Source organism: Nonomuraea jiangxiensis, from assembly GCF_900099965.1.
GTDB lineage: Bacteria > Actinomycetota > Actinomycetes > Streptosporangiales > Streptosporangiaceae > Nonomuraea > Nonomuraea jiangxiensis.
The window spans coordinates 397,913-416,479 of sequence record NZ_FNDJ01000004.1; the positions used below are offsets into that span (position 1 = coordinate 397,913).

At 73.4% G+C, this 18,567-nt stretch carries 18 protein-coding genes; 12 read left to right on the forward strand and 6 right to left on the reverse strand.

Going from position 1 to position 18,567, the window contains the following annotated elements:
* Positions 1 to 32 precede the first annotated feature (32 nt).
* The 8 genes from BLS95_RS11250 to BLS95_RS11285 all read left to right on the forward strand — a co-directional run bounded on the left by BLS95_RS11250 (position 33) and on the right by BLS95_RS11285 (position 9,037).
* Positions 33 to 1,742, forward strand: a complete 1,710-nt coding sequence (locus tag BLS95_RS11250) for a ThuA domain-containing protein (protein WP_090930841.1) — start codon at positions 33 to 35, stop codon at positions 1,740 to 1,742.
* A 135-nt stretch (positions 1,743 to 1,877) separates the two neighbouring features.
* Positions 1,878 to 3,089, forward strand: coding sequence for an inositol-3-phosphate synthase (locus tag BLS95_RS11255; RefSeq protein ID WP_090930842.1), 1,212 nt, complete (start codon positions 1,878 to 1,880; stop codon positions 3,087 to 3,089).
* Positions 3,082 to 4,089 carry an SCO3242 family prenyltransferase gene (locus BLS95_RS11260; RefSeq protein WP_090930843.1) on the forward strand — a complete coding sequence of 336 codons (1,008 nt, stop codon included), beginning with the start codon at positions 3,082 to 3,084 and terminating at the stop codon, positions 4,087 to 4,089. The genes BLS95_RS11255 and BLS95_RS11260 overlap by 8 nt, the downstream gene beginning before the upstream one ends.
* Entirely contained in the window at positions 4,086 to 5,018 is a 933-nt protein-coding gene (locus BLS95_RS11265; RefSeq protein ID WP_090930844.1) for a sugar phosphate isomerase/epimerase family protein, read from the forward strand. Before BLS95_RS11260 ends, BLS95_RS11265 begins: the two co-directional genes overlap by 4 nt.
* Positions 5,018 to 5,677 (forward strand): EboA domain-containing protein, encoded by a 660-nt coding sequence (locus BLS95_RS11270; RefSeq protein ID WP_176993130.1) that lies wholly within the window; start codon positions 5,018 to 5,020, stop codon positions 5,675 to 5,677. The genes BLS95_RS11265 and BLS95_RS11270 overlap by 1 nt, the downstream gene beginning before the upstream one ends.
* Positions 5,677 to 6,549: a TatD family hydrolase gene (locus BLS95_RS11275; protein WP_090930845.1), complete on the forward strand. Its 873-nt coding sequence runs from the start codon at positions 5,677 to 5,679 to the stop codon at positions 6,547 to 6,549. Before BLS95_RS11270 ends, BLS95_RS11275 begins: the two co-directional genes overlap by 1 nt.
* Positions 6,549 to 7,658, forward strand: coding sequence for a metabolite traffic protein EboE (gene eboE, locus BLS95_RS11280; protein WP_090930846.1), 1,110 nt, complete (start codon positions 6,549 to 6,551; stop codon positions 7,656 to 7,658). The genes BLS95_RS11275 and eboE overlap by 1 nt, the downstream gene beginning before the upstream one ends.
* On the forward strand, positions 7,655 to 9,037 hold the full coding sequence (locus BLS95_RS11285; RefSeq protein WP_090930847.1) for an alkaline phosphatase family protein: 1,383 nt from the start codon (positions 7,655 to 7,657) through the stop codon (positions 9,035 to 9,037). The genes eboE and BLS95_RS11285 overlap by 4 nt, the downstream gene beginning before the upstream one ends.
* A 7-nt stretch (positions 9,038 to 9,044) precedes the next feature.
* Here the strand turns inward: BLS95_RS11285 and BLS95_RS11290 are convergent, their stop codons facing one another.
* Both BLS95_RS11290 and BLS95_RS11295 read right to left on the reverse strand, forming a co-directional pair.
* A complete protein-coding gene (locus BLS95_RS11290; RefSeq protein WP_090930848.1) occupies positions 9,045 to 9,572 on the reverse strand; it encodes a GNAT family N-acetyltransferase in 528 nt (175 codons plus the stop codon).
* Positions 9,573 to 9,778: 206 nt separating this feature from the next.
* The gene (locus BLS95_RS11295) at positions 9,779 to 10,630 is read right to left on the reverse strand and encodes an alkaline phosphatase family protein (RefSeq protein ID WP_090930849.1); all 852 of its coding nucleotides are present in this window, start codon (positions 10,628 to 10,630) and stop codon (positions 9,779 to 9,781) included.
* Between the two features lie 215 nt (positions 10,631 to 10,845).
* Here BLS95_RS11295 and BLS95_RS11300 point away from each other — a divergent pair, with 215 nt between their 5' ends.
* Positions 10,846 to 11,649 (forward strand): MBL fold metallo-hydrolase, encoded by an 804-nt coding sequence (locus tag BLS95_RS11300; protein WP_090930850.1) that lies wholly within the window; start codon positions 10,846 to 10,848, stop codon positions 11,647 to 11,649.
* Positions 11,650 to 11,745: 96 nt separating this feature from the next.
* On the opposite strand, the gene BLS95_RS11305 is transcribed toward BLS95_RS11300, so the two are convergent.
* The 4 genes from BLS95_RS11305 to BLS95_RS11320 all read right to left on the reverse strand — a co-directional run bounded on the left by BLS95_RS11305 (position 11,746) and on the right by BLS95_RS11320 (position 15,908).
* Positions 11,746 to 12,870, reverse strand: coding sequence for a glycosyltransferase family 4 protein (locus BLS95_RS11305; RefSeq protein WP_245764985.1), 1,125 nt, complete (start codon positions 12,868 to 12,870; stop codon positions 11,746 to 11,748).
* A complete protein-coding gene (locus tag BLS95_RS11310; protein WP_090930852.1) occupies positions 12,809 to 13,720 on the reverse strand; it encodes an SGNH/GDSL hydrolase family protein in 912 nt (303 codons plus the stop codon). The genes BLS95_RS11305 and BLS95_RS11310 overlap by 62 nt, the downstream gene beginning before the upstream one ends.
* On the reverse strand, positions 13,717 to 14,826 hold the full coding sequence (locus tag BLS95_RS11315; protein WP_090930853.1) for a glycosyltransferase: 1,110 nt from the start codon (positions 14,824 to 14,826) through the stop codon (positions 13,717 to 13,719). The genes BLS95_RS11310 and BLS95_RS11315 overlap by 4 nt, the downstream gene beginning before the upstream one ends.
* A 113-nt stretch (positions 14,827 to 14,939) precedes the next feature.
* A complete protein-coding gene (locus BLS95_RS11320) occupies positions 14,940 to 15,908 on the reverse strand; it encodes an NAD(P)-dependent alcohol dehydrogenase (RefSeq protein ID WP_090930854.1) in 969 nt (322 codons plus the stop codon).
* Between the two features lie 273 nt (positions 15,909 to 16,181).
* On the opposite strand from BLS95_RS11320, the gene BLS95_RS11325 reads away from it, so the two are divergent.
* The 3 genes from BLS95_RS11325 to BLS95_RS11335 are packed head-to-tail and all read left to right on the forward strand — an operon-like array spanning position 16,182 to position 18,540.
* Entirely contained in the window at positions 16,182 to 16,919 is a 738-nt protein-coding gene (locus BLS95_RS11325) for a GntR family transcriptional regulator (protein ID WP_090930855.1), read from the forward strand.
* On the forward strand, positions 16,916 to 17,143 hold the full coding sequence (locus BLS95_RS11330) for a 4Fe-4S dicluster domain-containing protein (protein WP_090930856.1): 228 nt from the start codon (positions 16,916 to 16,918) through the stop codon (positions 17,141 to 17,143). The genes BLS95_RS11325 and BLS95_RS11330 overlap by 4 nt, the downstream gene beginning before the upstream one ends.
* A gap of 11 nt (positions 17,144 to 17,154) precedes the next feature.
* Positions 17,155 to 18,540 carry an ABC transporter substrate-binding protein gene (locus tag BLS95_RS11335; protein WP_090931038.1) on the forward strand — a complete coding sequence of 462 codons (1,386 nt, stop codon included), beginning with the start codon at positions 17,155 to 17,157 and terminating at the stop codon, positions 18,538 to 18,540.
* Positions 18,541 to 18,567: the final 27 nt, after the last annotated feature.

The following is an 18,567-nucleotide window of genomic DNA, read 5'->3' on the forward strand; positions in this document are numbered from 1 at the left end:
ACCACGCCAGCACCGCAGCTACTGGAGGATCCATGCGCAGACTCTTGGCGAGTGTGAGCGCCGCCATCGCCCTGGCCGCTGGCACCTTACACGCCGCCCCTGCGGCGGCCGCCGACGCCCCGTACGACGTCCTGGTCTTCTCCAAGACCGCCGGGTTCCGGCACGACTCGATCCCGGTCGGCATCCAGACCATCCGCGACCTCGGCGCGGCCAACTCCTTCACGGTCACCGCCACCGAGGACGCGGCCGCCTTCACCACGGCGAACCTCGCCCAGTACGAGACCGTCGTCTTCCTCAGCACCACCGGAGACGTGCTCAACGCGACCCAGCAGACCGCGTTCGAGTCCTACGTCCGCGGTGGCGGCGGCTACGTGGGCGTGCACGCCGCCGCCGACACCGAGTACGGCTGGCCCTTCTACGGCCAGCTCGTCGGCGCGTACTTCGCCAGCCACCCGGCGATCCAGCAGGTCAACTCCAGGACCGAGAACCGGGCCCACCCGGCCACCGCTCACCTGCCGCAGACCTGGACCCGCTCCGACGAGCTGTACAACTACCAGACCAACCCGCGCAGCAGCGCCCGCGTGCTCGCGACCCTCGACGAGTCGTCCTACTCCGGCGGCTCGATGGGTGGTGACCACCCGATCACCTGGTGCAAGACCATCGACAGCGGGCGTTCGTTCTACACCGGCTTCGGCCACACCCAGCAGTCCTACGCCGAGGCCGGCTTCCGTGCCCAACTGCTCGGCGGCATCCGGTACGCGGCCAACCGGGCCAAGGCCGACTGCCGGCCCGAGACCGGTTACACCGCCCTCTACAACGGCTCGACCAGCGGCTGGTCCCAGTCAGGTCCCGGCAGCTTCGCCAACTCCGACGCCACGCTGACCTCCTCCGGCGGCATGGGCCTGTTCTGGTACAACGCCCAGCAATACACCTCGTACTCGCTGAAGGCCGACTGGAAGCTCACCGGGGACAGCAACTCCGGCATCTTCGTCGGCTTCCCCAACCCCGGCGGCGACCCGAACATCGCCGTCAACCAGGGGTACGAGATCCAGATCGACGCGAGCGACACCCCGGACCGCACCACCGGCGCCATCTACGGATTCAAGTCCGCCGACCTGGCCGCCCGGGACGCCGCGCTCAACCCGCCGGGAGAGTGGAACACCTTCGAGATCCTCGTCGAGGGTCAGCGCATCCGCGTGTACCTCAACGGGGCCCTGATCAACGACTTCACCAACACCGATCCCAACCGCAACCTGGACGGGTACGTCGGCCTGCAGAACCACGGCGCCGCCGACCAGGTCGCCTTCCGCAACGTCCGGATCAAGCCGGCGGGCACGCAGCCACCGGTCTCCAACCTGGCGCTGAACAAGCCGGCCACCGCCTCCAGCACCGAGTCGGGCGCGTACCCGGCCTCGGCGGCGGTGGACGCCTCGGCGACGACGCGGTGGTCGAGTGCGTTCTCCGATCCGCAGTGGATTCAGGTGGATCTGGGTGCCACGTACACGATCAACCGGGTGCGGTTGTTGTGGGAGGCCGCCTACGGGTCGGCGTACCAGATCCAGACCTCGCCCAACGGCAGCGCGCCGTGGACCACCATCCGCACGGTGACGGGCGGGAACGGTGGTGAGGACGACAACACCGGTCTGAACGCCTCCACCCGTTACGTCCGCATCTACGGCACCACCCGGGGCACGCCCTGGGGTTACTCCCTGTTCTCCTTCGAGGTCTACGGCAACAACTGATCGCGGCGGCGGGTCCGGGCACCGGCCCGGACCCGCCCCCGGCCCCGGGCGGCCCCGGGGCCTGCACGACGAGCCCCGGCGCTCGGCCGCCGGGATCGATATCACACGCACAGCACAAGGGTTAGGGAGAGCTGCATGAGTACCGGAATCTGGTTGATCGGGGCCCGCGGATCGGTCGCGGTGACCACCATCGTCGGTGCCGCGGCGCTGCGCGCTGGACTGACCGAGCCGTACGGCTGCGTCACCGAACTTCCCGATCTCCGCAGCCCCGCCCTGCCCGCCCTGGCCGACCTCGTCTTCGGCGGCCACGACATCACCACCACGCCGCTGAGCAAGAAGGCGGAGGCGCTGGTCGCGGCCGGTGTCCTGCCCGCGCGGATCACCGCCGCCGTGGAGGCCGACCTGGCCGCCGTCCAGGACGAGCTGCGCCCCGTGCCGACAGCCGGCTGCCAGGCCGAGGCCGCGCGCCTCATCGCCGCCGACATCGACGACTTCCGGCGGCGGCACGGCCTCGACCGGGTCGTCGTCATCAACGTGGCCTCCACCGAACCCGCCCCGCCACCCCATCCGGCCCACGCCGACCTGGCCGCCCTCGAAGCCGCACTCGCCCTGCCCGGCGACGTGCTGCCGCCGAGCGCGCTCAACGCCTACGCCGCGTTCACCGCGGGCTGCCCCTTCGTCGACTTCACCCCCTCCACCGGCGCCCGCCTGCCGGCCCTGCGCGACCTGGCAGTCCGGGCGGGCGTGCCGTACGCCGGCCGCGACGGCAAGACCGGCGAGACCCTCGTCAAGTCCGTACTGGCCCCCATGTTCGCCATGCGCCACCTGCGGGTGCGTACGTGGTCCGGTACCAACCTGCTGGGCGGCGGCGACGGCGCCAACCTCGCCGACCCGGCCGCGAACGCCGCCAAGGCCGCCAGCAAGCAGCGGGTGCTGGCCGAGACCCTCGGCTACCAGCCGCAGGGCACCACCCTCATCGAGTTCGTGGACGACCTCGGCGACTTCAAGACGGCCTGGGACCTGATCACGTTCACCGGGTTCCTGGGCACGGCGATGCGGATGGAGTTCACCTGGCACGGCTGCGACTCGGCGCTGGCCGCGCCCCTGGTCCTGGACCTGGCCAGGCTCACCGCGGCCGCGCACGCCGCCGGGCGTACCGGGGCGCTGAGCGAGCTGGCCTTCTTCTTCAAGGATCCACTCGGCGACGACGACCCACCCACAGGCCCTCAAGATTCGCCCGAGGGCCAGCAGGATCCGCGCGACAGGGTCCCGCAGGCGATCTCGCACGCGTTGGCCGAGCAGTGGGCCGTGCTGGCGCGGTTCGTGCGGGGGCTGGCCGATGGCTGACCGGCCGAGCTGGCGTGACCTCGCCGAACTGGTCCGGGCCCCGGCCGCGCTGTCGGTGCCCGGTGACGCCGTGGCCGGGGCGGCGGCGGCCGGCACGCTGCGCCCCGCGACGCTCGGACTGATCGCGGCCTCGGTCTGCCTGTACTGGGGCGGAATGGCCGCCAACGACTGGGCCGACCGCGAGCTCGACGCCCGCGAGCGGCCGGAACGGCCGATCCCGTCCGGCAGGATCAGCCCGGGCCAGGCGGTGACCGTGGCGGCGGGCCTGACCGCGGCCGGGCTGGCGCTCGCGGTGGCGACCGGCGGGCGGCGCGCCGCCGCGTTCGCGCTGCCGCTGGCCGGCGCCGTGTGGGCGTACGACCTGCGGGCCAAGGGCACCCGGGCCGGGCCGGCGACGATGGCCGCCTGCCGCGGGCTCGACGTGCTGCTGGGCGCCTGCGGTGGCCGATCGGCGCCACCCGGGGCAGGCGGCGCCGTCGCCAGCGCGGTGCCCGCGGCGCTGACGGTGGCGGCGCACACGTACATGGTGACGACCCTGTCCCGGCACGAAGTCTCCGGCACCAGCCGAACCCTCCCCGCGCTGACCCTCGCCGGCACCCTCGCCACCGCCGCAACCACCACCCCCGCCCCCGGCGCCACCCGCGCCACCCATCAGGGCTCGGCGACCGCTCCGGAGCACGAGGTGGGCGTGGCGGCCTTCCTGAGCCGTTGGGCAGGGGTGGCGGCCGGGATCGGGCGTCGGGTGGGGTCTTCTGGCGGGCCGGGGGTGGCCGGGGTGTTGGCCGCGGGGTATGCGGTCCGGTACGGGGCCGCTCAGGTGCGGGCGCTCGTGGACCCCTCCCCGGAGCGTGTGCGCGGCGCGGTCAGCGCCGGCATCACCCAACTACCGCTGCTGCAGGGTGCGCTGGCCGCACGCGCCGGTGCCCCCGTGGCCGGGCTGAGCGTGGCCGCCGCCGCGTTCCTGGCACGCCGGCTGGCCAGGAAGGTGTCCCCGACATGACGGCATCGGCGGACCCGCGCCCGCGCTTCGGCTACGGCACGAACGGTTTCACCAACCACCGGCTGCCCGAAGCGCTGGCCGTCATCGCGGACCTGGGCTACGACGGCGTCGCCCTGACCCTCGACACCTGCCACCTGGACCCCTTCGCCCCCGGCCTGGCCCGGCGTACCGCGCGGGTGGCCGCGGACCTCGACCGGCTGGGCCTGGCCGTGGTGATCGAGACCGGTGCCCGCTACCTGATGGACCCCTGGCACAAGCACGCGCCGACGCTGCTGGACGACGACCCGGCGCGACGCCTGGAGTACCTGCGCAGGGCCGTGCGGGTGGGCGCCGACCTGGGCGCGGAGGCCGTCTCCTGCTGGGCGGGCGTGTCCCCGCCCGGGCTGCCCGACGCGTGGGACCGGCTGGTGCGCGGCTGCGCCGAGATCGTGGAGGTGGCCGCGGCGGCGGGCGTGACGCTCGGGTTCGAGCCGGAGCCCGGCATGCTGGTCGCCGATCTCGCGGACTGGCGGCGGCTGCACGCCGACCTGGGCCGCCCGGCCGGCTTCGGCATCACCCTGGACATCGGGCACTGCCGCTGCCTGGAACCGCTGTCCGTGCCCGAGTGCGTCACCGTGGCGGCGCCGCACCTGGTCAACGTGCAGATCGACGACATGCGGCGGGGTGTGCACGAGCACCTGGAGTTCGGCGAGGGCGAGATCGACTTCCCGCCGGTGCTGGACGCGCTCGCCGCCGCCGGATACCGCGGGCTGGTGTCGGTGGAGCTGCCCCGCCACGCGCACGCCGCACCGGCGGTGGCGGCGCGATCGATCGACTTCCTGCGCCGAGCCGCCGCCGCAGGACGGCAGCGGCCGGTGACATTGCCCCAGGTCGGCATCGGCTCGGTGGTATCGGCGCGGGCTGACCTGGTGACTCGGAAGGAGGAGTGATGACGACTCTGGACGGCCTGCGCGGCGCACTCGCCCAGCACGGTGCCCTGGACACCGGCGGGTGGCTCGCCTCGGCCGTGGCACGCCTCATGACCGACCCCGACGCGCTGGAGCGGCTGTTCCCGGCCGCGGGCCGGCACTGCGGGCGGGCACCCTTACGGGAGGCACCCGGGTGGAGCGCCGATCAGGCCGCGCGGGCGCTGCTGCTCGCCGCGCTGCCGCCGGACCGGCTGCCCGCCGCGGTCGAGGCCGCGTACCGGCAGGGGGACGCGGGCGAGAAGCTGGCCGTGCTGAAGGCGCTGCCGCTGCTGCCCATCGGTGACGCGGCCGTGCCCCTGCTGGGCGACGCGCTGCGCACGAACGATCCCCGGCTGGTGGCCGCCGCGCTCGGCCCGTACGCGGCCCGCCTGGACGACGCGGCCTGGCGGCAGGGCGTGCTCAAGTGCGTGTTCATGGGCGTGCCGCTGCAGCGGGTGCACGGCCTGGACGAGCGGGCGGACGCCGAGCTGGCCGCGATGCTCGACGGTTTCGCCCGCGAACGCCGCGCGGCCGGGCGGCCGGTGCCGGCCGACGCCCTGGCCGTGCTGGACCTGGTCGCCGCGCCGGACCTGGCCGTACCTCATCGGATCGCCCCGCTGGAGCAGGACAAGGAGGGCTGATGCGCATCTTCGATTCCCACATCCACATGACCTCGCGCACCACCGACGACTATGAGCGCATGGCCGCGGCCGGGGTGCGGGCGGTGGTCGAACCGGCCTTCTGGCTGGGCCAGCCGCGTACCAACCCCGGCTCGTTCGCCGACTACTTCGACGCGCTGGTCGGCTGGGAGCCGTTCCGGGCGAGCCAGTTCGGCATCCACCACCACGCCACCATCGCGCTGAACCCCAAGGAGGCCAACGACCCGCGCTGCCGGCCCGTTCTCGACCTGCTGCCCCGCTACCTGGAAAAGGACGGGGTGGTGGCGGTCGGCGAGATCGGCTACGACTCGATGACGCCGGAGGAGGACGAGGTGTTCGCCGCGCAGCTCGCGCTCGCCCTGGAGCACGACCTGCCCGCGCTGGTCCACACCCCGCACCGGGACAAGGAACGGGGCGTCGAGCGCAGCCTCGCCGTCGTCGCCGAGTCCGGCATCGACCCGGCCCTCGTGACCCTCGACCACCTCAACGAGGTCACCGTCGCCAGGGCCCGCGACGCCGGGGTGTGGCTGGGCTTCTCCATCTACCCGGACACCAAGATGTCGCCGCCCCGGATGGTGGAGATCCTGCGCCGGTACGGGCTGGAGCGGGTGCTGGTCAACTCGGCCGCCGACTGGGGCCGCTCCGATCCGCTGCTGACGGTGCGTACGGCCGAGGCGATGCTCGACGGCGGTTTCACCGAGGACGACGTCGACCGGGTGTTGTGGCGCAACCCCGTCGAGTTCTACGGCCGGTCCGGACGGTTGTCCCTGCCGGAAACCGACCCCGGCGAGGCCGTAGCCGCTGGCGGGGGCGCCACGTTCGCCGGCAACTCGATCCTGCGCGGGGGCGCCTGATGCTCCACCTGAGCTACTGCACCAACGTCCATCCGGCCGAGGACCTGGCCGGCATCCTCGCGCAGTTCGACACCTACGCGGTCGCCGTCCGGCGCGAGCTGGCGGCCGACGTGCTCGGCCTCGGGCTGTGGCTGCCCGCCCCGGCCGCCGCCGAACTGGCCGCCGACGCGGGACTGCGCCGCCGGTTGCGCCGGGAGCTCGACGTCCGGGGCCTGGAGGTGGTGACTCTCAACGGGTTCCCGCACCGAGCCTTCCACGCGCCCGTCGTCAAGCACGCCGTCTACCATCCGGACTGGACGAGCCGGCAGCGCCTGACGTACACCCTCGACCTGGCCCGGGTCCTGGCCGACCTGCTGCCGGACGGCGCGGCCCGCGGCTCGGTGTCCACCTTGCCGCTGGCCTGGCGCCTGCCCTGGGACCACGCGCGCGCCGACGCCGCGCGGCGGCACCTGGACGAGCTGGCGCGGGGCCTCGATGACCTCGCCGCGGCCACGGGCCGCCCGGTGCGGGTGGGGTTCGAGCCCGAGCCCGGCTGCGTCGTCGAGAACACCGCCCAGGCCGCGGCGCTGCTGTCCGGCATCGACACCCGATGGCTGGGCGTGTGCCTGGACCTCGCGCATCTGGCCGTCGCGTGGGAGGAGCCCGCCGCCGCGCTCGACCGGCTGCGGGCCGCCGGGCTGCCGGTGGTCAAGGTCCAGTTGTCCGCGGCCCTGGAAGCCGCCGATCCGGCCGCCGCCGCCGAAGCGCTGCGTGCCTACGTCGAACCGCGGTTCCTGCACCAGACCAGGTCGTCGCTGGGCGTCGCCGCGGACGACCTGGACCAGGCGCTGGGCGAGCGGCTGCCCGGCCCGTGGCGCGTCCACTACCACGTCCCGCTGCACGCGGCGCCCGCAGCCCCGCTCACCTCCACGATGCCGCTGCTGCGAGCCGCCGTACGCGAGCTGCTCGCCGGGCCCGAACCGGCCTGCGACCACTTCGACGTGGAGACCTACACCTGGGACGTGCTGCCACCCGAGCAGCGGCCCCGCGACGCGGCCGCGCTGGCCCGCGGCATCGCCGCCGAGCTGGCCGTCGCCCGATCCCTGCTCCCCGCGGAGGTGAGCCGATGAAACCCCTGGTCGTGCTGGACGTCGTCGGGTTGACGCCACGGCTGCTCGAACACATGCCGAGCCTGCGGGCCGTGGCCGAGCAGGGATTCCAGGCCCCGCTCGGCACCGTGCTGCCCGCGGTCACCTGCACCGTGCAATCGACGTTCCTGACCGGCGCCACCCCGGCCGGGCACGGCATCGTCGGCAACGGCTGGTACTTCCGCGAGCTGGGCGAGGTGCTGCTGTGGCGGCAGCACAACGCGCTGGTCGGCGGCGAGAAGTTGTGGCAGGCCGCGCGCCGGCGGCAGCCGGGCTACACGGTGGCCAACATCTGCTGGTGGTACGCCATGGGCGCGGACGTCAACTGGACCGTCACCCCCCGCCCCATCTACTACGCCGACGGCCGCAAGGAGGCCGACTGCTACACCGACCCGCCCGAGCTGCACGACGACCTGACCTCCGCCCTCGGCACCTTCCCGCTGTTCACGTACTGGGGGCCGGGCGCCGGGCTGCCGTCCTCGCGGTGGATCTGCCGGGCGGCGCAGCGCGTCATGGCCGCCCACCAGCCCGATCTGACCCTGGTCTACGTCCCGCACCTCGACTACGACCTTCAGCGGTTCGGCCCGTCGGCGCCGCAGGCGGCCACCGCGGCGGCCGCCGTGGACGAGGTGCTCGCCCCGCTGCTGGCGGCGGCCGCGGCCCGCGACGCGACCGTGGTCGTGCTGTCGGAGTACGGCATCACCGACGTCTCCACCCCCGTCGACGTCAACCGCGCCCTGCGGGCCGAGGGGCTGCTGCGCGTGTACCGGCAGGACGGCATGGAATACCTCGACCCGTGGACGTCACGCGCGTTCGCCGTGGCCGATCACCAGGTGGCGCACGTGTACGTCCGCGACCCCGGCGACGTGCCCGCCGTGGCGAAGCGGTGCGCCGAGCTGCCCGGCGTGGCCGAGGTGCTGGACGAGACCGGCAAGGCGGCGCACGGCCTCGACCATCCTCGCTCCGGCGAGCTCGTACTGGTCGCCGAGCCGGACGCCTGGTTCACCTACTACTACTGGCTCGACGACACCGCCGCGCCGGACTTCGCCCGCCTCGTCGACATCCACCGCAAACCCGGCTACGACCCGGCCGAGCTGTTCTTCGACCCGGCGGCACCGGCGGCGGCCAAGCGCCGGGCGGCCGTGGCGCTGATGCGCAAGAAGGCCGGCCTGCGCTATCTGATGAACGTGGTCGGCCTGGACGCCGGCGCGCGGGCGGTACGCGGCTCGCACGGCCGGCTCCCCGCCGACCCCGCCGACGCCCCGGTGCTGCTCTGCTCCGACCCGTCCGCCGAGCGGTCCGGCCTGGCCGCCACCGAGGTGAAGGACTTCCTGCTGGAGCTCGCGACGAGAACAGGGTGAGCCCGGCTCACCGCAGCTCGGAGGAGAGCATGCCCATCATGAGGTAGTCGTACCGCTTGCCGCGGGTACGGAACGCCTCCCTGCGCCTGCCCTCCTCCACGAAACCGACCTTCCGGTACGCCTGGACGGCCGCCGTGTTGTCCGCCACCACCCACAGCATCACGCGGTGCAGTCCCATCTCCTCGAAGGCGTACCGGCAGATCACCCGGAGCGCGTCGCTCCCGTAGCCACCGCCCCAATGGTCGCGGTCGCCGATGGCGATGCTCTGCAGGATGGCCTCTCCCTGCGGGAAGTCGGTGTCGCCCAGGGCGACATATCCGATGAAGCGCCGGCTGTCGAGCGTCTCGATGCCCAGCACCATCTGCTCGAAGGTGTTGCGCGGCCGGTTCTGGCCCTTCTCCAGGTTCTGTGCCAGCGAGATCGGCGGTTCGCTGTTCATCCACCGGCCGACCTCCGGGTCGTGATACCAGCGCCACATCGCCTCGCTGTCGGCCGGCTCAAGGGCCCGCAGGCGAACACGTTTCCCGGTCAACATGGGACGATCTCCTCGTTCGTCAAGCGCGCCCACGACTATCAAGGCGCCTGGTCCTGACGCAACGGAGTTTCCGCCGCCACCCGGGGCCCGCTGCTCCTCAAGGGGTCCGGGCCGTCGTTATGCCGAGGCTCCCGTCAGGTCCCGGCCCTGGGCCTGCGCGGGGGGACGGGTGCCGAGGAGGGCCGCGATGGTCGGGGCGACGTCGATCAGCCGGGGCCGGCGCGGGCGGATGCCGGGCCGGATCCCCGCGCCGGACAGCAGCATCTCGCGCGAGCTGCCGTGCGACCCGCGCCACTGCCCGGCCGGCGGAGCGCCGCCTTGATCCGGGCCCGGGCGCGCGGCTCGGCCGCCGCGCCGCGCAGCGTGATGTCGCCCACCCGCACCGCGTCGGGCACGATGATCACCTCGACGCCGGCGGCCGGGGAGCCGCCCCCGGGGACGACCTGGACGGTGTGGCCGAGGGCCTCGACGGCGCCGACGACCTGCGGGAGGCAGCCGCGGTTCCAGGCCGTCATGCCGTGGTCACCCGTCAGCAGGAAGGCCGTGTCCCGATGGATCCCGAGGTCCTTCGTGGCCTGGACCAGCCTGCCGAGCCGGCGGTCGTGCTCGGCGAGCAGCGCGGCGATGTTCGGGCTGGCGGGTCCCTCGTAGTGGCCCAGGCCGTCAAGGTCGGAGCTGTAGACGGCGAGCAGGTCGGGGATCTTCGGGACGGTCACCTGCTGCCCGCCCGAGTCCACCGGGCGCAGGTTGAGGATGTCGATCGCCACGTCCACCCGCTGCCCGAACCCGCCGCCCGGCTGCACGTACAGGTGCTCGGGGTCGCCGTAGCGCACGCCGTGGTCCTGGATCATGTACCACTGCACCGAGGCCACGGTACGGCCCTCGGCCGCCAGCGTCTCGGCTATGGTCTCGGCCGCCAGGAACCGGCTCTGCCCCCGGGCCCGGCCGCTCACCGGGTCGAACACGTACGCGACGTTGCCGTGCACCTCGGGATAGGCGCCCGTGCTCATGGAGGCCCGGCAGGGGTTGGAGACCGTGTGGAAGGTCGCCTCCGCCACGGTGAGGACGCCCCGTTCGGGCCGGAGTCACCGTAGAGGGCGGCAAGTGACGATCACACCGGCGCCCCGAAGCCCTCAGGGGTCCGGGCTGCCGGCACCGTCATGTCGGCCAGGGTTCGCATGGTCGTCAGGTGCGGTTGGCGAGCTTGATCCGCTTCCGGGACACGATCAAGGTACGTACGGGTCGTCCGGCGGGCACACGCGGAGGCGGGAAGATGCGTTTGACCGTGCTGGGATGCAGGGCGGGGATGCCCTCGGGCGGGGTGGCCAGCTCCGGCTACCTGGTCACCACCGGCGTCACCCGGCTCCTGCTCGACTGCGGGCCGGGGATCACCACCGCCCTCGGCGGCGTCGTCCGGCCGGGGAGCCTGAGCGGCATCGTCATCAGCCACCTGCACCTGGACCACTGCTACGACCTGCTGCCGCTGGGCCGCAGGATCCTGTCCGACCAGCTGGCCGGCTCTCTCGCCGCGCCCGACGCCGGCGCGCTGGGCCCGGCGATCCCGCTCTACGTGCCCGTCGGCGGCCGGGACCTGCTCCGCGGGCTGGCGGGGCTGTTCCCCCTGTCGACCGTCCCGATCCTGGACCGCGTCTTCGAGCTCGCCCTCGACGTGCGGGAATACCGCCCGGATGACGTGCTGGAGATCGGTGACTGCCACGTCGGCATGCATGCCCTGCGCCACGCGCAGCCCAACTGCGGCTCCCGGGTCCGGGGGCCCGCCGCGACCCTGGCCTACACCGGTGACACCGGGGTCACCGACGCCCTGCACGAGCTGGCCAAGGACGTCGACCTGCTGCTGGCCGAGGCCACCCTGGACGAGACCGACGGCTCGCGGCACGGCCATCTCAGCGCCGCCGACGCCGCGCGCGCCGCGCAGGCGGCGGGGGCCGCCCAGCTCATGATCACCCACTTTCCCGACGGGGACGCCGTCCGTGACGCCCGCAGGGCCGAGGCCGAGCTGCACTTCGACGGTCCCGTCCACGTCGCCGCCCCGGGCCTGTCACACGACCTCCCCTGAGAAAGGCGCGGCGCACCACCTCGCCTCAGAGGGCCCTGCGCACGATTTCGCCTGAGAGGGCCCTGCGCACGACCTCGCCTGAGAGGAGCCCGGCGATCAGGGCCGCTTCCACCCGAGCCCGGCTTTGGGGGCGGCGGGTTGCATCTCGGGATCCGTGGCGCCGGCGGTCGTGTAGTGCTGGACCAGCTCGTCGCAGACCGCCGTCCAGGTGCGGCCCGCGACGGACGCCCTGGCCTGCTCTGCCATCCGGCGGCGGAGCGCCGGGTCCGCGGCGAGTTCGGCGACCGCGGCGCGCAGCCGCGCGGGATCGTCCGGCGGGTAGAGCAGGCCGTTGACCCCCGGAGTGATCAGGTCGAGCGGCCCGCCGGCGGCCGGGGCCACCACGGGGACGCCGCAGGCGAGCGCCTCCTGTACGGCCTGGCAGAAGGTCTCGTTGCTGCCCGTGTGGACGAACACGTCGAACGAGGCCAGCAGGCGGGTCAGCTCCTGCCCGGTACGCAGGCCGTGGAAGCGCGCGTTCGGCAGCAGCCGCCGCAGGCGCTCGCCCTCCGGTCCCGTACCGATGATGGACAGCCGCGTGCCGGGCAGGTCGGCGACGGCGGCGAGCAGGTGGGGGCGTTTCTCGGTGGCGAGCCTGCCCACGTAGCCCACGGTGATCGGGCCGTCGGGCGGGCCGGCGGCACGGTGCCGGGGATGGAACAGGTCGAGGTCGACGCCGCGCCGCCACAGCGCCAGCCGGGGGATGCCGTGCGCGGCCAGCTCGCGCAGAGTGGCGGTGGAGGGCACCAGGGTGAGCGTGGTCTGACGGTGGATGCGCTTGAGCCAGGACCAGACGGCCGGGCTCGCGCCGGGCAGGCCGTACCGGCGGGCGTACCCGGCGAGATCGGTCTGGAACACCCCGACCGAGGGCACGCCGAGCCGCCGCGCGGCGACCGCTCCCGCCGCGCCCAGGAGCACGGGGGAGGCCAGGTGGACGACGTCGGGCTTGAAGTCGCGCAGCATCCGCGTGAGGCGCGCGGCGAAGGGCAGGCCGACGTTGACGGATCGGTAGAAGGGCAGGGCGAGGCTCCGGACCGCGTGGACGGTGAAGCCGGCGTAGGAGGCGGGCGCGGGTTCTGGGGCGAAGACGATGGCCTGGTGGCCCGTCGCGGCCAGATGGTCAAGGACGCGGCAGACGGAGTTGGTGACCCCGTTCACCTGTGGCAGGAACGATTCGGTCACTATGGCGACCCTCATATGGCGATTCATCCCATCCGTTCGCGACGGTTGGCTGCCCGGCAGGGTTCCGCCAGGCGAATTCCTGGTCAACGCGCTGGTCAGGCCGCGGACGCCAGAGCTCCTTGGCGACGAGCACCGCGAACGTGGGCAGGAAGTCGAAGCAACGCCGGGTCAGCCAGCCGGTGGCCGCGGCGATCCCCAGTGGGATGCTCTTCCAGGGAGTGGGCTCGGGCAGGACCGCCTCCAGATCGGGGAGTCGCCCGGGCAGCCCGTGGGTGTCCAGCCGGGCGGCGGCGAGCCGGGCGAGCATCCGGTGGCCGCGTTCGTTGGGGTGGAGCCGGTCCATGCTCCACAGGCGCGCGTCGTACAGCGCCGGGTTCCCGGCGAGATCGAGGTGCACGGTGTGGTGCCGCTCGGCGAGGGCGGTCACGATGTCGTTGATCAGCCGGACGCGCCGGGCCAGCGGGCGGCGGAACGCGTCCGGGACACGCAGCAGCAGGCCGGGGTCGGGCAGAGTGGTGGTCACCACGAGGCTGCCGGCACGGCCCAGCTCGGTCACCACCTGTTCCAGATCGCGGGCGATGCCCGGCGGATCGAACCGGCCGCGCAGGGTGTCGTTCACGCCGACCAGGAGCGTGGTGACCGCCGGGCGCAGGTCCAGGGCCTGGGGGAGCTGCTCGCGGGCCACGTCCACGGAGCGGGCGCCGCAGGTGGCGAGGTTGCTCAGCTCGACCCGTCCGTACGCGCCCAGCGCGCCGGCCAGCAGCCCGGTCCAGCCCCGACCGGGCACGGGATCGCCGATGCCGGCCGTCACCGAGTCGCCGAGGGCGGCGAGCCGCAGGGGGGCCGTCATCGCCGCCTCGCCGGCAGATCGGTCAGCGCGTGGGCCCGCAGGAAGCCCTTGACGGCGGCCGGCCACGTGTAGCGCTCGGCGCGTTCCCGGGCCGCCGCGCTGAATCGCGGGTGGAGCAGGGTCTGGATCGCGTCGGCGTAGGCCGCCGGGTGGTCGTCCACCGCCGCCCCGGCCGGGCCGACGACCTCGGGCAAGGCGCTGTCGCGGCTGACCACCACCGGCGTGCCGCTGGCCAGCGCTTCGAGCGCGGCCAGCCCGAACGTCTCGACCGGGCCGGGCGCGAGCGCCACGTCGGCGGTCGCGAGCAGCCGGGCCAGCCGCTCCCGGTCGGCGACGTGGCCCAGGAACCGGACCGGCAACCCGGCCGCCCGGGTCCGCAGCGCTCCCAGCAGCGGCCCGTCCCCGGCCACGGCCAGCACCGCGGATGAGCCCCTGCGCCGCAGCTCGGCCAGCGCCCGGATCGAACGGTCCGGGCGTTTCTCCGGCGACAGGCGGCCGCAGTGCACCAGCAGGGGCTGGTCCGGGCGGGCCAGCTCGGCGCGCATCCGGGCGTCGAAGTGGCCGGGGGTGAAGGCGTCGAGGTCCACCCCCAGCGGCACGCGGACGAGGTTCGGCGCGCCGAGCCGCTCGAACTCGGCCGCCGCCCAGGCGGTGGTGCAGATCACCGTGTCGTAATCCTCGGCGCTGGCGTGGTTGAGCCGGTCCGCGAGGCGGCGGGCGGGCAGGTGGGACAGGCGCAGCAGGCCCGCCAGGCTCTCGTGGGACACCATCGCCGACCGCACGCCGGCGGCCCTGGCCCAGGAGCCGGTCCAGCGCAGCGTGGTCCGGTCCGAGACCTCCAGCCGGTCGGGTTCGAGGTCGTCGAGCAGCCGCCGGAGCCGCCGCCTGGCCGTGATGACGCGGTATCCGCCCATTCCGGGGACCATCGGACCGGGGACGGTGATGCGCCGGCCGGCACGGGTCTGCTCGTCGCGAGCGGCCGCGCCGGGCACGATCAGCACCGGTTCGTGGCCGGCGGCGAGGTATCCGGCACCGAGCTCGTCGAGCGAGGTACGCAGCCCCCCGGAGACCGGGGTGACGAAGTTTGCAAGCCGAACTATTCGCACATTCAGTGGGATTGCCGCATAGTCCACACAATTGGGTAACGGCGTATGACGGGCAACATAAGGGTGCTCGACAGGTCAGGCACTCCGGACCTGCCCCTGCCGGCCGGTGGTCATCAGGCGGAAATGTCGCCGACCGTCAGGACCACATTGCCGATCTTCTGCTCGGTCTCGACGTACCGGGTGGCCTCGGCCACCTCGTCCAGCCGGTAGCGCCGGTCGATGACCGCGCGGTACTCGCCCGCCTCGATGAGCCGCTTGAGGAGCAGGACGTCCTGCCGGTCGTAGCGGGGAGGAACGGGGAAGATCACCTTCCGGTCCCCGAACCGCGCCGTCCACCTGGCCAGCAGCACGTTGCGCAGGCCGTCGGTGGCCAGGTAGGCGCCGCCGGGGTTGAGCGAGGCCCGGCAACGGCGGAAGGAGTGCTTGCCCACCGCGTCGAAGATGACGTCGTACCGGCGGCCGTTCGCGGTGAAGTCCTCCCGGGTGCGGTCGATGACCACGTCGGCGCCGAGCGAGCCGACCAGGTCGACGGCCGCGGTGGCGCAGACCGCGGTGACCTCGGCCCCGAAGTGCCGGGCCAGCTGGACGGCCGCGGTCCCGACGGAACCCGAGGCGCCATAGACGAGGATCGACTGCCCCTTGCGCGGGTTGACCGGTTTGAGGGCGATCAGGGCCTGTGTCGCCCCGTCGCAGATCGCCGCCGCCTCCGCGTAGCCCAGGCCGTCCGGCATGCGTGCCATCGGCGCGCTCTCCGGCACGCGGACGAACTCGGCATGCGCGCCGAACCGCCACGGGTTGACGCCGAAGACCCGATCCCCGGCCTGGTATTCGCCGGCCCCCGGCCCCGCCGCCACGACCTCGCCGGCGAACTCCACCCCGAGGACCGGCCGCTTGGGCCGGCGCAGCCCGGTGACGAAGCGGCCCACGAACGGCTTGCCGCTCCGTAAGGCGCAGTCGGTCCTGCTGAGCGTCGTGGCCATGACGGCGACGAGCACCTCGCCGGCCTCGGGGACGGGTCGCGGCACCTCCGCCAGCCGCAGGACGTCGGGCGGCCCGTACCGGTCGTGGACCACGGCTCTCATCGCGGGTTTCCTCTCGACGCCGCTTTCCGGAACGCCTCCTGACGAGAACCTACTCTGCCCGGCCCGGCCCGCCCAGGGCCTGTCTAGCGGCTCGGCCCGATGCCTGCCGCGGGTTCCAGGGGTGGCAGATCTTGCCCCCGGCGGCACGTATCGGCTGCTCGGAGCCGGGGTGAGCGCCTCGTGAGGTGGCGCAATTCTTCCGTTATCCCCATTTGCCTACCAACTTGCTAGGTTAATGGCGTTGGCGCAGGTCAGGAGGCGGAAGTGGGACACATGGCAGCCGCGCGGCGGAGAGCCGACCGCGCCCGGCAGGTGGCCGACCTGCTCAGGCGGCAGATCGTGCACCGGCACTTCGCACGCGGGCCGTTGCCGCCCGAGGCGGCGCTGGCACACGAGTTCGGCGCCTCGCGCAACACCGTACGAGAGGCGCTGCGCCTGCTGCGCGAGGAAGGGCTGGTGGAGCGGTGCCCGGGCGTGGGCACGACGGTGGCGGCGGAGAAGTATCCGCACGGGCTGCACCGGCTGCTCGGCCTCGCCGAGACCCTGCACGAGCACGGCGAGGTCACCAACCAGGTCAGGACCATGACCCTGATCGAGCCGCCGGCCGCCGTCAGCCACCGGCTCGGGCTCGCCCCCGGCGAGCCGGTCGTCTACCTCGAACGGCTGCGCCGCCTCAACGGGCTGCCGCTCTCGCTGGACCTGACGTACCTGGTGCGCGACGTCGGCGAGCCGCTGTTCGACGCCGACCTGGAGCACAACGACATCTTCGTGCTCCTGGAGAGGATCGCCGGCCAGCCGCTCGGCGTCGCCGAGCTCACGCTGGAGGCGGTCAACGCCGACCCGCACACCGCCGCCGTGCTCGACGCGCCGCGCGCCGCCGCGCTGCTCATGGTCGAGCGGCTCGCCCACCTGGCCGACGGCCGGCCCGTCGACCTGGAGTTCATCCGCTTCAGGGGCGACCGGCTGACCATGCGCGGCCACCTGAGCCGCATCGCGGAGGAGGACCGATGACCCTGATCAACCAGCGGGTGGAGGTGCCCGTGACCATCGACGAGGCGCTGTGCATCGACGGGTGCACGCTCTGCGTCGAGGCCTGCCCGCTCGACTCCCTGGCCATCCACGAGGAGACCGGCAAGGCGTACATGTACGTGGACGAGTGCTGGTACTGCGGCCCCTGCGCGGCCAGGTGCCCCGTGGACGCGGTCACCATCAACATCCCCTACCTGCTGCGGTGAGGGTGACGGCCATGCGTGTCGCGCTGGCGGCGCTCGCCCTGTTCGCCGCGGCCGGTTGCTCGGTCGCCGGAGCGGCCGGCGGGCAGGGCAAGCCCACGGTCGTCATCGGCTACCAGTCCAAGACCATCAACACGGTGACCGCGGGCACGCTGCTGCGCTCGCTCGGCTACCTGGAGAAGCGCCTCGGCGACCGCTACACCGTCGAGTGGCAGGACTACGACACGGGCGCGCCCATCACCGCCAAGATGGTCGCCGGGAAGATCGACATCGGCTCGATGGGCGACTACCCGCTGCTGATCAACGCCGCCCGCACCCGGGACATCCCCGCCGCCCGTACGGAGCTGATCTCCATCACGGGCTACAACCTGCGCGGCGGCCTCAACATGATCGTCGTCCCGCCCGCCTCCAAGGCGCGGACGCTGGCCGACCTGGCGGGCGCCAAGGTCTCCACCAGCGTGGGCTCGGCCGGGCACGGCACCCTGGTCCAGGCGCTGGAGAAGACCGGCACCAGCGAGGTCGAGGTGGTCAACCACCAGCCCGCGGTCGGCGCCTCGCAGCTGGAGTCGGGCGGCGTCCAGGGATACGCGCAGTTCGTGGCCTGGCCGGGCCTGCTGGTCTTCCAGGACAAGGGCCGCCTGCTCTACGACGGCTCCGCCCTGGACGTGCCAACCTTCCACGGGGTGGTGGTCCGCCAGGAGTACGCCAAGGAGCACCCCGACGTCGTGGACGCGTTCCTCAAGGCGCAGATCGACGCCACCCGCTACCTGCACGAGCATCCGCTGGCGGCGGCCGAGTCCGTGGCGAGCACCACCGGACTGCCCCCGGAGGTCGTCTACCTCTACAACGGGCCCGGCGGCATCTCCACCTTCGACGTCACGCTGAAAGCGCGGCTCGAAGCGGCCCACGAGCACGACGTGCCCTACCTCGAACGCATCGGCACCGACTTCGCCGGGGTGGACGTCCCCGCCTTCGTCAACGACTCCTACCTGCGCAAGGCCTATGGTCCCGGCTACGACAAGGACGTGGCCGCCACCGCCAACCCCGCCAGGATCACCGGCACCGACCCCGTGTGCGGCGGCGCGGTCGGCGACCCGGGGACCGCCTCGGAGCTGTGGCTCAAGGGCGCGGAGACGACGCGGCCCGCGGCCGACCCCACCTGCCTGCTCCGGCAGATCGCCGCCGCCGGTCCGGCGGCCGTGCGCGCCGCGTACGTCCCCGACACCGTCACCGGGACCCGCTGGTTCGCCGACCACGCGGTGTGGCTCAGGGACGGGACCCGGTTCCTGCCCTTCACCACGCAGGACGGCGCCGACGCCTACCGCGGCGACCACCCCGGGGCCGAGCCGATCACCTACGAGGCCGCGGTGAAGGCGGCGGCGAAGGGCGGTGACGGGTGAAGGGCGGTCGCGGGGGCCGGTGGAGCT

Bases quoted from the DNA above. Each gene is read 5' to 3' on its own strand.
- BLS95_RS11250 (WP_090930841.1), top strand. From the start codon at position 33: ATGCGCAGACTCTTGGCGAGTGTGAGCGCCGCCATCGCCCTGGCCGCT.
- BLS95_RS11255 (WP_090930842.1), top strand. From the start codon at position 1,878: ATGAGTACCGGAATCTGGTTGATCGGGGCCCGCGGATCGGTCGCGGTG.
- BLS95_RS11260 (WP_090930843.1), top strand. From the start codon at position 3,082: ATGGCTGACCGGCCGAGCTGGCGTGACCTCGCCGAACTGGTCCGGGCC.
- BLS95_RS11265 (WP_090930844.1), top strand. From the start codon at position 4,086: ATGACGGCATCGGCGGACCCGCGCCCGCGCTTCGGCTACGGCACGAAC.
- BLS95_RS11270 (WP_176993130.1), top strand. From the start codon at position 5,018: ATGACGACTCTGGACGGCCTGCGCGGCGCACTCGCCCAGCACGGTGCC.
- BLS95_RS11275 (WP_090930845.1), top strand. From the start codon at position 5,677: ATGCGCATCTTCGATTCCCACATCCACATGACCTCGCGCACCACCGAC.
- eboE (WP_090930846.1), top strand. From the start codon at position 6,549: ATGCTCCACCTGAGCTACTGCACCAACGTCCATCCGGCCGAGGACCTG.
- BLS95_RS11285 (WP_090930847.1), top strand. From the start codon at position 7,655: ATGAAACCCCTGGTCGTGCTGGACGTCGTCGGGTTGACGCCACGGCTG.
- BLS95_RS11290 (WP_090930848.1), bottom strand. From the start codon at position 9,572: ATGTTGACCGGGAAACGTGTTCGCCTGCGGGCCCTTGAGCCGGCCGAC.
- BLS95_RS11300 (WP_090930850.1), top strand. From the start codon at position 10,846: ATGCGTTTGACCGTGCTGGGATGCAGGGCGGGGATGCCCTCGGGCGGG.
- BLS95_RS11310 (WP_090930852.1), bottom strand. From the start codon at position 13,720: ATGACGGCCCCCCTGCGGCTCGCCGCCCTCGGCGACTCGGTGACGGCC.
- BLS95_RS11320 (WP_090930854.1), bottom strand. From the start codon at position 15,908: ATGAGAGCCGTGGTCCACGACCGGTACGGGCCGCCCGACGTCCTGCGG.
- BLS95_RS11325 (WP_090930855.1), top strand. From the start codon at position 16,182: ATGGCAGCCGCGCGGCGGAGAGCCGACCGCGCCCGGCAGGTGGCCGAC.
- BLS95_RS11330 (WP_090930856.1), top strand. From the start codon at position 16,916: ATGACCCTGATCAACCAGCGGGTGGAGGTGCCCGTGACCATCGACGAG.
- BLS95_RS11335 (WP_090931038.1), top strand. From the start codon at position 17,155: ATGCGTGTCGCGCTGGCGGCGCTCGCCCTGTTCGCCGCGGCCGGTTGC.